We start from the raw sequence: 12,161 nt of genomic DNA, 5'->3' as shown, positions 1-12,161 counted from the left end.
AACCCGGCCCGAAGTGCGATTAGCGACCGTTCGTTACCAGCGAGACCATCATGTCAATATGCTCAGGCGAGTCGTTAAGCGCCGGAATGTACTCGTACTTTTCGCCGCCAGCCTCCAGGAAAAATTCCCGGTTTTGCACCGCGATCTCCTCCAGCGTTTCCAGACAGTCTGCCGAGAAGCCCGGCGACATCACCTGAATATGCTTCACGCCCTTCTCGCCGAGCATTTTGAGGGTTTCATCGGTGTATGGCGTCAGCCACGGCTCGCGGCCGAAGCGCGACTGGAAGGTCATCATCACCTTCTCCGGCGGCAGGCCAAGGGCGGAGACCAGCTCGCGGGTGGTATCGCGGCAGCGCTGCGGGTAATCATCCCCTTCATTGGCGAAGCGCTGCGGGATCCCGTGATAGGAGAGCAGCAGCAGATCCGGCTCACCGTGCTTTTCAAACGACGCGCGCGCGCTGTTAGCAAGCGCCTTGATGTAGAGCTCGTTATCCGCGTAGTCGCGAATAAAGGTCACGCCCGGAATGCGGCGGCGGGTCGCCAGTATGCGGGCCAGCTCGTCCCAGACGGCGGCCACGGTCGAGCAGGAGTACTGCGGGTAGAGCGCCAGCACGACGATATGGTCCACGCCCTGCGCCAGCAGTGATTCCACCGCGCTTTCCAGAGAGGGTTTGCCGTAGCTCATGCCGAGCGCGACAGGCATCTCCGGCAGGCGGGCGGCCAGCGCTTTTTCCTGACGACGGCTGTAGACCATCAGCGGCGAGCCCTCTTCCATCCAGACGGACTGATAAAGTTTGGCGACGCGCGGGGAACGAATCGGCAGAATGACGCCACGCAGCAGCGGCCACCACAGCAGTCGCGGGAAATCCACGACGCGCGTGTCGCTTAAAAATTGTCGCAGGTAGCGTTTTACCGCGTCTGATGTAGGTGCTTCTGGAGTGCCCAGATTGGCAAGCAGGATGCCGGTTTTCGCCTGACTCATTCACGCCTCTTAACCATTTGATAGGTTGTCAATTGTAGCGGAAATGCGTTTAAACGAAACCCATTGCTGTAATAGGTAAGATGAGAATATTTCTCACCCGGGAGCCCGGGTGAGAGGCGCGCGATTAGCCGAGGATTTTTTCCAGCTCTGCACGTACGTCAGCCACGGCTTTGGTGCCGTCAACTTTGGCGTATTTGGTGTTACCCGCCTGCGCTTCTTTGGTGTAGTAGCCGATCAGCGGCGCGGTCATCTGATGGTATTCCACCAGGCGTTTACGCACGGTCTCTTCCTGATCGTCTTTACGGGTGGTCAGCTCTTCGCCGGTCACGTCGTCTTTGCCTTCAACCTTAGGCGGGTTGAATTTGATGTGGTAAACACGGCCAGAAGCAGCGTGTACGCGACGGCCAACGATGCGGTCAACGATCAGCTCGTCCGGTACGTCGAACTCCAGAACGTAGTCCACGTTGATGCCCGCTTCTTTCATGGCGTCAGCCTGAGGAATGGTGCGTGGGAAGCCGTCCAGCAGGAAGCCGTTACGGCAGTCTTCCTGAGCAATGCGCTCTTTAACCAGAGCAATCACCAGCTCGTCGGTCACCAGCTTGCCTGCGTCCATGATGTCTTTCGCCTGTTTACCCAGCTCGGAGCCAGATTTAACAGCGGCGCGCAGCATATCACCGGTGGAGATTTGCGGAATACCGTATTTCTCCATGATGAACTGAGCCTGAGTTCCTTTACCCGCGCCCGGAGCGCCAAGCAGAATAATACGCATTGCGAAAATCCCCTCAAAAGTCGTTTCAATTTTTCAAAAGCGCTAAACAATACCACCAGAACGGGCATCGCTCAAGGAAGGCGGGAAGGCTGAAACGGTTAATGAGGGGTGATTATTTGGAGTTGTGCGGTCTGATCCCCTCACCCCGGCCCTCTCCCACAGGGAGAGGGAGAAGACCAGGGGAGGCGTGGTCAATTACGCCAGCAGCAGCGCATTCACACGTTTAATGAAGAGGTTAGGATCTTCCAGCGTGCCGCGTTCGGCCAGCAGGGACTGATCCAGCAGCAGTTCAACCCACTCGGCAAAGCGGGCGTCGTCCTGGGTATCCGCCGCGCGTTTCACCAGCGGATGATCCGGATTAAGCTCAAAGATATATTTCACTTCCGGTACCGCCTGGCCCGCCGCCGCGAACAGCTTCGCCATCTGGGTGCTCATTTCGTCGGCATCGGTCGTGACGATGGCCGGGGTGTCGGTCAGACGGTGAGTGAAACGCACCTCTTTCACGCGGTCGCCCAGCAGGGTTTTCACGCGCTCAACGAACGGCTCCAGCGCCTTCTCGGCTTCTTTCGCATTTTCATCCACTTCATCTGCCAGCTTGTCGATGGACTCATCGGCTTTGGCAACGGACTGGAACGCCTTACCGTCGAACTCGGTCAGGTAGTTCATCATCCACTCGTCGATGCGGTCAGAAAGCAGCAGCACTTCGATGCCTTTCTTACGCAGCAGCTCCAGGTGCGGGCTGCTCTTCGCCGCGGCGTAGCTGTCGGCGGTGATGTAGTAGATCTTCTCCTGCCCTTCTTTCATGCGGGAGACGTACTCTTCCAGCGACACGGTCTGGGCGGAGGAGTCGGTGTGCGTAGAGGCGAAGCGCAGCAGTTTGGCGATGGTTTCAACGTTCGCCATGTCTTCAGCCGGGCCTTCTTTCAGCACCAGACCGAACTGTTTCCAGAAGGTCTGATATTTTTCCGCATCGTCTTTCGCCAGTTTTTCCAGCATCTGCAGCGCACGTTTGGTCAGGGCGTTGCGCAGGTTACGGGTGACGGCGCTGTCCTGCAGAATTTCACGGGAGACGTTCAGCGGCAGGTCGTTGGAATCTATCAGACCACGCACGAAGCGCAGGTAGTTCGGCATGAACTGCTCGGCATCGTCCATGATGAAGACGCGCTGCACGTACAGCTTCAGGCCGTGCTTGTGATCGCGGTTCCACATGTCCCACGGCGCCTGTGCCGGGATGTACAGCAGGCTGGTGTACTCCTGCTTGCCTTCCACACGGTTGTGGCTCCAGGTCAGCGGGTCGGTAAAATCGTGGGCGATGTGCTTGTAGAATTCGTTGTACTCGTCGTCCTTAATTTCAGCCTTGTTGCGCGTCCACAGCGCCTGCGCCTTATTGATTTTCTCCCAGGAAACGATGGTTTCACCGTCTTTCTCTTCCTGTTTTTCAATCTCAACCGGCAGGGCGATATGGTCGGAATATTTGCTGATGATGGAGCGCACGCGCCAGTCGTTCAGGAAATCATCTTCCCCTTCACGCAGGTGCAGGGTGATTTCGGTACCGCGGTCCGCTTTAGTGATGTCATCAACGGTGTATTCGCCTTCCCCTTTGGATTCCCACAGCACGCCGTTTTCAGCGCTGTCGCCCGCCGCGCGGGTGCGCACGGTGACTTTATCCGCCACGATGAACGCCGAGTAGAAACCGACGCCGAACTGGCCGATCAGCTGGCTATCTTTCGCCTGGTCTGAGCCCATGGACTCCAGGAACGCCTTAGTGCCGGATTTCGCGATGGTCCCGAGGTGGTCGATCACCTCGTCGCGGTTCATCCCGATGCCGTTATCGGCGATGGTCAGGGTGCGGTTCTCTTTATTGAACGAGACGCGCACGCGCAGCTCGCCGTCGCCTTCGTACAGATCCGGGTTAGACAGCGCGCGGAAGCGCAGCTTGTCCGCCGCATCCGAGGCGTTGGAAATCAGCTCACGCAGGAAAATTTCTTTGTTGGAATACAGGGAATGGATCATCAGATGCAGAAGCTGTTTTACTTCTGACTGGAAACCACGGGTTTCTTGTCCTTTCATCTATGTCGACCTCAACAATGCCATTTAATGGGGTTTTAAAACGTTGAGTGAGAGATGGGGATACGGGGGGAAATTTTCAAGCGGAGGCCGCGCGCGCAGCCTCCGTTTGGTCAGAAAATAATCTTGTGACGTCCGGCCAGAGAGTGTGACAGCGTGGTGCCGTCCACCATCTCCAGCTCGCCGCCGACCGGCACGCCGTGGGCGATGCGGCTGGCGTCAACGCCATACTGCGAGCACAGCTCGGCGATGTAGTTGGCGGTTGCCTCCCCTTCCACCGTGGGGTTAGTGGCGAGGATCACCTCTTTGATCGTTTCGGACTCAAGACGCTGTTCAAGGCGGTCAAGACCGATATCGTCCGGGCCAATACCGTCCAGCGGGGAGAGATGCCCCATCAGCACGAAATAGCGCCCGGAAAACTGCCCGGTTTGTTCGATGGCGTAGATGTCCGCCGGACTCTCCACCACGCAAATCTGGCCGTTTTCCTGACGACGCGGGTTCGTGCAGATGTTACACACGTCCTGCTCGGTAAAGGTACGGCAATCCGCACAGTGACCAATTTCTGACATGGCGCGGGTTAAAGCCTGCGCCAGGCGCATCCCGCCGCTGCGGTCGCGCTGCAATAGCGTAAACGCCATGCGCTGCGCCGACTTCGGGCCAACGCCCGGCAGGCAGCGCAGTGCTTCCATTAACTGCGTGAGCAGCGGACTGGTTTGCATCAGAATGGCATCTTGAAGCCAGGCGGCAGCTGCATGCCGCTGGACACGGAGGCCATTTTCTCTTTCTGGGTTTCGTCGATACGGCGAGCGGCATCGTTAAACGCGGCTGCAACCAGATCTTCCAGCATCTCTTTGTCGTCTTCGAGCAGGCTCGGGGCGATTTCCACGCGACGGCAGTTGTGCGCACCGTTGATGGTCACCTTGACCAGACCGGCTCCGGACTCACCCGTGACTTCCAGCTGAGCGATCTCTTCCTGCATCTTCTGCATTTTTTCCTGCATCTGCTGAGCCTGCTTCATCAGGCCACCCAGACCGCCTTTTCCACCAAACATAGGCTTCTCTCTTCTTTCACGTTTAAGGGATTACAACCGTAAGTCAGACTCACGATCAAATGGGGCGAATACTCTCTTCATCCAGATCGGCGTCGAAGAACCGGCGCAGGGTCTGAATGTTGTTATCCGCAATAATCGCCTCGCGCGCCTGCGCGAGCTTCTCTTCATAAATGGCCTGGCGCCACTCAAGCGGCGTTTTCACTGCCGGATTATCATCTTCAATGATAGTCAATTCAACCGGCGCACCCTGTAATGCGGCGAGCGCCTCGGCCAGCGCCTTTTGCGCGCCAGGGGAATTGAGGTGCCGCTGGCCCGGACGCAGGTGCAGACGTACCTGATTGCCGTCCTGCTCTTTCCAGGCGTTCAGCGCGACCTGCTCCACCAGCTTAGGCAGCTGAAGTTTGCTGACCTCGGCGGCCCAGGCGTCGCGCGCGATGGACTCTTCGGCAAGCTTCGCGGAAAGCTCCGGCGTTTTTTCATGCTCCAGCGCCTTTTTCAGCGCTTTCGGCGTGGCGACCTCTTCCTTCACCGCTTCGGTGATGGTGGTTGCCTTCCAGCGGTAAGCCTCTTCTTTCACCGGGGCTTTCTGCTCGAGCGAGGACGGTGCCGGACGCGACTGTACGCGCTCCGTTACCGAGGCCAGTCGTTCAAGCGCGGCGTTGTTCACCGGCCGCGCTCTTCCTGGCGCTGCCGGTTCACTCTTTTTTGGTTTGGTTACTCCTTGCGCACGCTGCAGCTGGCTGCGTGCGGCAAGCACCGAACTGGTGGCATCCGACAGCGGTACGTTTTGCTGCGGCGGCGGTGTCGTCTGCGGTGGGACCTGCTGCGGCGACATCACCGCCGTAGGGGCGACCGGCGCGAAAGACTGCCGCGGCACTTCCGGCTCCGGCAATGGCATACGCGGATGAAACGCCAGCGCGCGCAGCAGCGTCATTTCAACACCCATCCTGGGGTCCGGCGCGAACGGTAACTCTTTGCGGCCAATCAGCAGCGTCTGGTAATACAGCTGCACGTCGGCAGGCGGCACGGTGCGCGCAAGCTCACGCATCCGCTGTTCAATGGCCGCCATATCCGCACCGATGGCGGACGGAGAAAGCTGCAGCATCGCCACGCGGTGCAGCAGGCTGAGCATCTCAACCAGCAGTCCTTCCCATTCAATACCCCGGGCAGCGGCGGTATTCACCAGCGACATCACGCGTTCGCCGTTGGCGGCAATCATCGCTTCGATAAGCGACAGCGCCTGATCGTCATCCAGCGTGCCGAGCATGGTGCTGACCGCCTCGGTGGAAAGCTTCCCGTCACCGCTGGCAATCGCCTGGTCGGTCAGGCTGAGCGCATCACGCAGGCTGCCGTCCGCCGCGCGGGCCAGCAGCTGCAGGGCGCGCGGTTCGTGGACAATCTTCTCTTCATCAAGAATATGCTCAAGCTGCGCGCGGATCTGCTCAACGTCCAGCGCCTTCAGGTGGAACTGCAGGCAGCGCGATAAAATCGTGACCGGCAGCTTTTGCGGATCGGTAGTCGCCAGCAGGAACTTCACGTGCGCGGGCGGCTCTTCCAGCGTCTTCAGCAGGGCGTTAAAGCTGTGGCGCGACAGCATGTGCACTTCATCGATCAGGTAGACCTTGAAGCGGCCGCGCGCCGGGGCGTACTGGACGTTGTCCAGCAGGTCGCGGGTATCTTCAACTTTGGTGCGCGAAGCGGCGTCGATCTCGATCAGATCGACAAAACGCCCCTGTTCGATCTCCCGGCAGTTATCACACACGCCGCACGGCGTGGCGGTAATCCCGGTTTCGCAGTTGAGACCTTTTGCCAGCAAACGGGCAATAGAGGTCTTACCGACGCCGCGGGTGCCGGAAAAAAGGTAGGCGTGATGGATGCGACCTAGCGACAAGCCGTTCGCCAGGGCCGTCAGCACATGTTCCTGACCGACAACGTCAGCAAAGGTTTGTGGTCGCCATTTACGGGCTAACACCTGATAACTCATGGGCAGGCTCTGCAACGCTGGAAGGTGAATTTATGGAGGGGAATGCTATCACAACCTCACCCATTGAGCGAGGTTGTGAAAACCGGGATTAGTGACCCGGGAAAGGCACCAGGCTGTAGCTGGTAATACCCTGTTTTTCCAGGCGCTGTTCACCGCCGAGATCGAACAGGTTGATGATGAAGGCCGCGTCGGTCACTTCGCCACCCAGACGGCGGATCAGCTTCACGGTCGCTTCAATGGTGCCGCCGGTCGCCAGCAGATCGTCAACCACCAGCACTTTGTCGCCAGGCTTGATCGCGTCAACGTGGATCTCAAGCTGATCGGTGCCGTACTCCAGCTCGTAGCTTTCTGCGATGGTTTCACGCGGCAGCTTGCGCGGCTTACGCACCGGCACAAAACCCACGCCCATTGCCAGCGCAACCGGTGCGCCAAACAGGAAGCCACGGGCTTCGGTACCTACTACTTTGGTGATCCCGGCGTTTTTATAACGCTCGACCAGCAGTTCAATGCTGAGCGCGTACGCTTTCGGGTCTTCCAGCAAGCTGGTGACATCACGGAAAAGAATGCCAGGCTTTGGATAGTCCTGGATGCTTTTGATGCTGTTTTTCAGATATTCAAGCTGCTGTGCAGTTGCGGTCATCGGTTTTGCCTAAATGAAACAGTGTTACTCACAGCGCGCAACGAGTCGGCCAAGGCAACAATTGTTTAACCTTTGACCAGGCGCACCTGTGCTCGAAAACGGTCGAATTTACTGGCTGCGCGTGATAATTGCAACAGCCATGATGAGGCTTCAGTGCTTTTGTTGCTTTTCATCAACCACGGGGATCCGCCACATAAAGATAAGCAGACAGATCAGGATGACCAGCAGCAGGATCCGCACCCACATCATTTTCACCAGCCATAATGAAATAGCGAAGGTGATAAGGATCACTGCGATCGCGCGCGGCTTCGCGCCGGGCGGCATGGCCCGGTGTTTTTGCCAGTGCCGCAGATAGCCGCCAAACCATGAGCGGTAGAGCAGCCAGTGGTGAAAACGCGGCGACGAGCGGGCGAAGCACCAGGCCGCAAGCAGGATAAACGGCGTGGTCGGCAGCAAGGGTAAAAACACCCCCAGCGTGCCAAGCACTACCGCGAGCCAGCCAATGATGATTAAAATAGTACGCTGCATAATGCGAATCGTTATCAAACTGAACGGCTACTTTACCACTGGAGAGCGCCTTGAAAACAGCACTGCTTCTTGAGAGGCTGCAAAATCAGCTGATTGCTCTGCGGGAGCAAGCCACGCCGCTAATGGGGCACGTCACGCTGAAGCCGCGCTTTGACCGGCAGCTTTTTCGTACCCGCAGCACCGTCATTCAGGATTATCTTGCTGAAGCGCAGACGAACCTCGACGAGCTTCGCCATGCGGTGGAGAGTGAACGGCAGGAGCAGGTGGCGTGGCTTGCGGAGCATCTCACTGAGCAGATCACCGCCCTGCATCGCGAAATTACCGCCTGGCCGCTGCGCGCCTGGGACAGCGCCTCGCCGGGGCTCGGTAAATGGCAGCGCAAGCGGCTGGAGAACCAGGAGTTTGAGCGCCGGCTGTTTGAGATGAAGCGCGAACGCGAGGTGCGTCTGAACCACAGCGAAACGCTGGAAGAGCAGCAGCTATTGATGCGCGAGATTAGCGCGCTGGAAGGGCGCATCGTCCGCTGCCGTCAGGCGCTGGATGAAATTGAGCGCGTCATTGAACGTTTGACCCGTTAACAGGAGCCACACCCATGTCACTGGAAAATGCACCCGATGAGGTCAAGCTGGCCGTCGATTTGATTATGCTGCTGGAGAATCATCAGATCCCCGCCGGGACGGTGCTTAAAGCGCTGGAGATTGTGCGGCGGGATTTTGAGGGGAAACTTCCCCCTCACCCTAACCCTCTCCCTGTGGGAGAGGGAAAATAGATTAAGCCGGAGTCGGGTCGTCGCCCTTAATGTCGCGCTTCACTTCCGTATGCTCATCACCTTTCTCGTTACGCAGGTGAACCTCAAGCTGGTTGAAGGCGATATTAATATCGTTTTCACGACACAGACGATCGATAGAGCGATTAAGCTCATCCACCGTGTAGCTGCGGTCGCGCAGTTCACGCACGTATAAACGCAGCTCGTGATCCAGCGTACTCGGCCCAAAGGTGGTAAAGAACACCGCCGGAGCCGGATCGTGCATCACTTTCGGATGCTCAGACGCCGCCTTCAGCAGCACCTCTTTCACCTTATCCAGATCCGATCCATAGGCTACGCCCAGGCGGATCACCACGCGCGTTACCGTATCCGAGAGCGACCAGTTGATCAGACGCTCGGTCACGAACGCTTTGTTCGGGATGATCACCTCTTTACGATCGAAGTCGGTAATGGTGGTAGCGCGAATACGGATCTTGCTAACCGTTCCCGAGAACGTGCCGATAGTGACGGTATCGCCGATACGTACCGGACGTTCGAACAGGATGATCAGGCCGGACACGAAGTTACCGAAGATCTCCTGCAGGCCAAAACCAAGACCGACCGAGAGGGCCGCCGCCAGCCACTGCAGTTTATCCCACGAGACGCCAAGCGAGCCAAAGACCGTCATCGCCCCAACAATAATGATCACGTAGTTGAGGATCGTGGTAATGGCGTAGGACGCCCCCTGGCGGAGATTCAGACGTGACAGGAGCAGCACTTCAAGCAGGCCTGGCAAGTTGCGGATCAGAGCCCAGGCGACCACCGACGACACCAGTGCAAACAGCAGGCTGCCCATGGTCACGCTTTTCATGACCGCAGCGCCCGCTTCGGTACCGTTGTATTGCCAGAGGGTAATACTGTCGAGATAGGCGAAAACGGTAATAAGATCGGACCAGATAGCCCAGAACATCACCGCAAACAGGGCGATCATCACCAGCATGGTAATGCGCAGCGTCTGCTGGTTAACCTGCTCCAGCGCGATGGTCGGCTCTTCCTGCGGCTCAGCGCCTTCGGCCCCCTCTTTCACCTGATGCTGACGACGCGCGATGGCGCGGCGATAGGCAATGCGGCGGGCCGCCACGCTCAGGCCGCGCAGCACGGTCTGATAAAGCAGGTTCCAGACGATCACCAGATAGACCGTTTCAATCCAGCGCCCGGACAGGCGCAGCGTGGTATAGAAGTAACCCGTTGCCGTCAACACCATCAGCGCCAGCGGAATGATCGCCAGCACCGTCACGGTGACCAGGCGAATATTGTGGGACTCTTTATCACGCCAGCTGTCGCGGCACATCGGCCACATCAGGATCGCAATCAGCAGCAGGTTCAGCAGGATCACCAGCTGGCCCAGCACATCATCCATCAGATGCAGCGGGGAAAGCTCAGAAACAACCGACCAGAAGTGCAGCGGCAGGAGCGCCAGGCTGATGCGCACAATCTGCCGACGCCAGTGGCTGGTCAGCTGCGCAGGCATGTTGAAATGACGCACCGCCACGCCGTCTTTTTCCAGCACCTTCCAGCACACGCCAAACACCAGCCAGAACAGCGCCAGTTTTTTACTGAACGCCCACAGCAGGTCGCTGACGTTGAGCTGCATGGTGAGCAGAATCAGCCCCACGGCCAGAATAATCAGGCACACCGGCAGGGCGCGGATGAGATCGATCAGAATCGCTTTTGGCGTATGGAGCTGGCTATCGTTGCGCAGCTGCCCTACTTCGGAGGCCAGCTTCGCCTGGTATTTTTTCAGCCAGCCCAGACGCCAGCGGATCAGGCCGGCAATCAGCAGCAGCGGTAAACCGGCCAGGAAAGCAATCATTACCGCAGGCCAGGCTTTCTCCCAGTTTACGGTGATCTTCATGCTCTTGATCTGCGTTTTCAGCGTCTCAGGGAAGGATTTGACCCAGTCCCAGTCCATCGGCTTGTTGCTGTTCACCCAGAAAATCTGCTGGGTCAGGATTTCCTGCAGACTTTTCGAGACGCTCACCAGCTGCTGCTGGTTGATTTGCAGGTTAATGGCCATCATTAGCTGGTTACCCAGCTGTTTATTGAGCTGGTCCAGCAGTTCGCGACGCATATCCACGACCTGGAGCAGCGCGTCGTGCACTTCCGGGTTCACGTCGCTGGAATGCCCCTCTTCAATTTTGGCGACAAAGGTATCGCTCTGAAAAAGGGCATCGCGCTGCTGGTTGACGTCAAACTGTTCCAGACGTAAATCCGCAATGCGGTTGGTCATGTCCTCCAGCTCGTCGGCGGACGGAAGCGTCTGCTGCTGCTGGTAGAGAATACGCGACAGCAGGAGGCTGCCCTTCAGGACCGCGATCTGCTCTTTGATGTTGCGTTCAGCCTGCAGGGCGCGATCCAGCCAGTTCTTCACCTTGATATTTTGCTGAACCAGCGAGTTGCCGTTTTCCGTCGCCAGTATCAGGCGCTGGCTAAGCTGGTGGTTGGCCTCGAGCTCCTGTTTCACCAGCGGATTCGCCTGAATGCGGGCGGTTTCGTCAGGCGATACGGCCTCCTGGGCGGTTTTTTCCGTTAGCGTCAGGCGCTTGCTGTTGACCGCTTCCTGCAGCAGCTGAAGCTGGTGTTCGAGGCGATTAATATTCGCGGTGACGTAATCGCGCTGTTTCTGCAGGGTGTCCTGCAGCACCGTATTCCCTTCCAGGCTTTTACGCTGCTGTTCGATTTGCGCATTGAGCAACGTCTGCTGCACCAGCAGCAGGGTATTCTGCGTCGGGCGCAGCGTGCCTTCGCCTACCGTCGTGCCGTTGAGGCGGTTGCGGATTTGCTGCAGCTGCTGAGACGCTGCGTACATCGCGTTTTGCACGCGCTCGGGCTGGGTCTGCAAAGAGACAAGCTGGCTGTTATACGTTGCGAGATCCGACTGTGCGGTTTGCAGGTCGTCGAGCAGTTGAGCCACGCGGGACTCGAGCTGACGTAAGGAGAGCGTCGAGAGCGTCTTGCGCGTCTCGTCGTCGTTATCCACATCGCTGAGGGCATTCAGCGCTTCGGTGGCCTTACGCATGTTTTCAGGTGCCTGCGCCACCTTCTGGCGAAGCTGGACCGTTTCTGCTTTTACGCGTTCAATTTTATCCAGCGTTTCCAGCGTTTCTGTCAGATCCTGCTGGATGAGTTTCTCCTGCGGGGAGAGATCTTTTTGTTTGTTCAGCGTGTCGAGCTGCGACTGAACATCGCCGCGCGAGGGAATATCGTTGCTGTTATCGGCGCGGGCCCAGGTCAGCGGCGCCGTGGCGAAGAAAAACAGCATCGCAAAGAGCAATGCAAAAACAGGATGTTGCGAGCGATTGATGGGCAGCATAGTTGTGAATGATGTCAGAAGA

Annotated in this window: 11 protein-coding genes and 1 other annotated feature; of the genes, 2 read left to right on the top strand and 9 right to left on the bottom strand. The window is 58.0% G+C overall.

Annotated elements, in window-relative coordinates; translation table 11 throughout:
- Positions 1–19: 19 nt before the first annotated feature.
- The 8 genes from hemH to LRM19_RS00850 all read right to left on the bottom strand — a co-directional run bounded on the left by hemH (position 20) and on the right by LRM19_RS00850 (position 8,021).
- Entirely contained in the window at positions 20–982 is a 963-nt protein-coding gene (gene hemH / locus LRM19_RS00885) for a ferrochelatase (protein WP_023616311.1), read from the bottom strand.
- A gap of 124 nt (positions 983–1,106) precedes the next feature.
- Positions 1,107–1,751, bottom strand: coding sequence for an adenylate kinase (gene adk, locus LRM19_RS00880; RefSeq protein ID WP_006809841.1), 645 nt, complete (start codon positions 1,749–1,751; stop codon positions 1,107–1,109).
- Positions 1,752–1,946: 195 nt separating this feature from the next.
- On the bottom strand, positions 1,947–3,821 hold the full coding sequence (htpG, locus tag LRM19_RS00875) for a molecular chaperone HtpG (protein WP_136195275.1): 1,875 nt from the start codon (positions 3,819–3,821) through the stop codon (positions 1,947–1,949).
- Positions 3,822–3,931: 110 nt separating this feature from the next.
- Positions 3,932–4,537: a recombination mediator RecR gene (recR, locus tag LRM19_RS00870; RefSeq protein WP_008499298.1), complete on the bottom strand. Its 606-nt coding sequence runs from the start codon at positions 4,535–4,537 to the stop codon at positions 3,932–3,934.
- A complete protein-coding gene (locus LRM19_RS00865) occupies positions 4,537–4,869 on the bottom strand; it encodes a YbaB/EbfC family nucleoid-associated protein (RefSeq protein ID WP_045286615.1) in 333 nt (110 codons plus the stop codon). Before LRM19_RS00865 ends, recR begins: the two co-directional genes overlap by 1 nt.
- 55 nt (positions 4,870–4,924) lie before the next feature.
- Positions 4,925–6,853 (bottom strand): DNA polymerase III subunit gamma/tau, encoded by a 1,929-nt coding sequence (gene dnaX, locus LRM19_RS00860; protein ID WP_271366929.1) that lies wholly within the window; start codon positions 6,851–6,853, stop codon positions 4,925–4,927.
- Positions 5,531–5,595: a sequence feature (DnaX frameshifting element), on the bottom strand. Its footprint overlaps the gene before it by 65 nt.
- Positions 6,854–6,941: 88 nt before the next feature.
- Positions 6,942–7,493, bottom strand: a complete 552-nt coding sequence (gene apt, locus LRM19_RS00855) for an adenine phosphoribosyltransferase (protein ID WP_000127359.1) — start codon at positions 7,491–7,493, stop codon at positions 6,942–6,944.
- A gap of 150 nt (positions 7,494–7,643) precedes the next feature.
- A complete protein-coding gene (locus LRM19_RS00850; RefSeq protein ID WP_127729808.1) occupies positions 7,644–8,021 on the bottom strand; it encodes a DUF454 family protein in 378 nt (125 codons plus the stop codon).
- A gap of 50 nt (positions 8,022–8,071) precedes the next feature.
- On the opposite strand from LRM19_RS00850, the gene priC reads away from it, so the two are divergent.
- Together priC and rsmS are read left to right on the top strand one after the other, a co-directional pair.
- Complete coding sequence (gene priC / locus LRM19_RS00845; protein ID WP_127729805.1) at positions 8,072–8,599, top strand: primosomal replication protein N''; 528 nt, start codon at positions 8,072–8,074, stop codon at positions 8,597–8,599.
- A 14-nt stretch (positions 8,600–8,613) separates the two neighbouring features.
- Positions 8,614–8,790, top strand: coding sequence for a pleiotropic regulatory protein RsmS (rsmS, locus tag LRM19_RS00840; protein WP_127729803.1), 177 nt, complete (start codon positions 8,614–8,616; stop codon positions 8,788–8,790).
- A gap of 1 nt (position 8,791) precedes the next feature.
- On the opposite strand, the gene mscK is transcribed toward rsmS, so the two are convergent.
- Positions 8,792–12,139 (bottom strand): mechanosensitive channel MscK, encoded by a 3,348-nt coding sequence (mscK, locus tag LRM19_RS00835; RefSeq protein WP_127729800.1) that lies wholly within the window; start codon positions 12,137–12,139, stop codon positions 8,792–8,794.
- Positions 12,140–12,161: the final 22 nt, after the last annotated feature.

This window comes from Enterobacter sp. PI-10, from assembly GCF_027947695.1.
Lineage (GTDB): Bacteria > Pseudomonadota > Gammaproteobacteria > Enterobacterales > Enterobacteriaceae > Enterobacter > Enterobacter vonholyi.
Note: the sequence above shows the minus strand (reverse complement) of the source record. Positions and strands in the feature narration are given on the sequence as shown.

What these genes read in the sequence shown, in the direction of transcription:
- adk (WP_006809841.1), bottom strand. Translation starts at nt 1,751, where the DNA reads ATGCGTATTATTCTGCTTGGCGCTCCGGGCGCGGGTAAAGGAACTCAG.
- apt (WP_000127359.1), bottom strand. Translation starts at nt 7,493, where the DNA reads ATGACCGCAACTGCACAGCAGCTTGAATATCTGAAAAACAGCATCAAA.
- hemH (WP_023616311.1), bottom strand. Translation starts at nt 982, where the DNA reads ATGAGTCAGGCGAAAACCGGCATCCTGCTTGCCAATCTGGGCACTCCA.
- rsmS (WP_127729803.1), top strand. Translation starts at nt 8,614, where the DNA reads ATGTCACTGGAAAATGCACCCGATGAGGTCAAGCTGGCCGTCGATTTG.
- LRM19_RS00850 (WP_127729808.1), bottom strand. Translation starts at nt 8,021, where the DNA reads ATGCAGCGTACTATTTTAATCATCATTGGCTGGCTCGCGGTAGTGCTT.
- dnaX (WP_271366929.1), bottom strand. Translation starts at nt 6,853, where the DNA reads ATGAGTTATCAGGTGTTAGCCCGTAAATGGCGACCACAAACCTTTGCT.
- htpG (WP_136195275.1), bottom strand. Translation starts at nt 3,821, where the DNA reads ATGAAAGGACAAGAAACCCGTGGTTTCCAGTCAGAAGTAAAACAGCTT.
- mscK (WP_127729800.1), bottom strand. Translation starts at nt 12,139, where the DNA reads ATGCTGCCCATCAATCGCTCGCAACATCCTGTTTTTGCATTGCTCTTT.
- recR (WP_008499298.1), bottom strand. Translation starts at nt 4,537, where the DNA reads ATGCAAACCAGTCCGCTGCTCACGCAGTTAATGGAAGCACTGCGCTGC.
- LRM19_RS00865 (WP_045286615.1), bottom strand. Translation starts at nt 4,869, where the DNA reads ATGTTTGGTGGAAAAGGCGGTCTGGGTGGCCTGATGAAGCAGGCTCAG.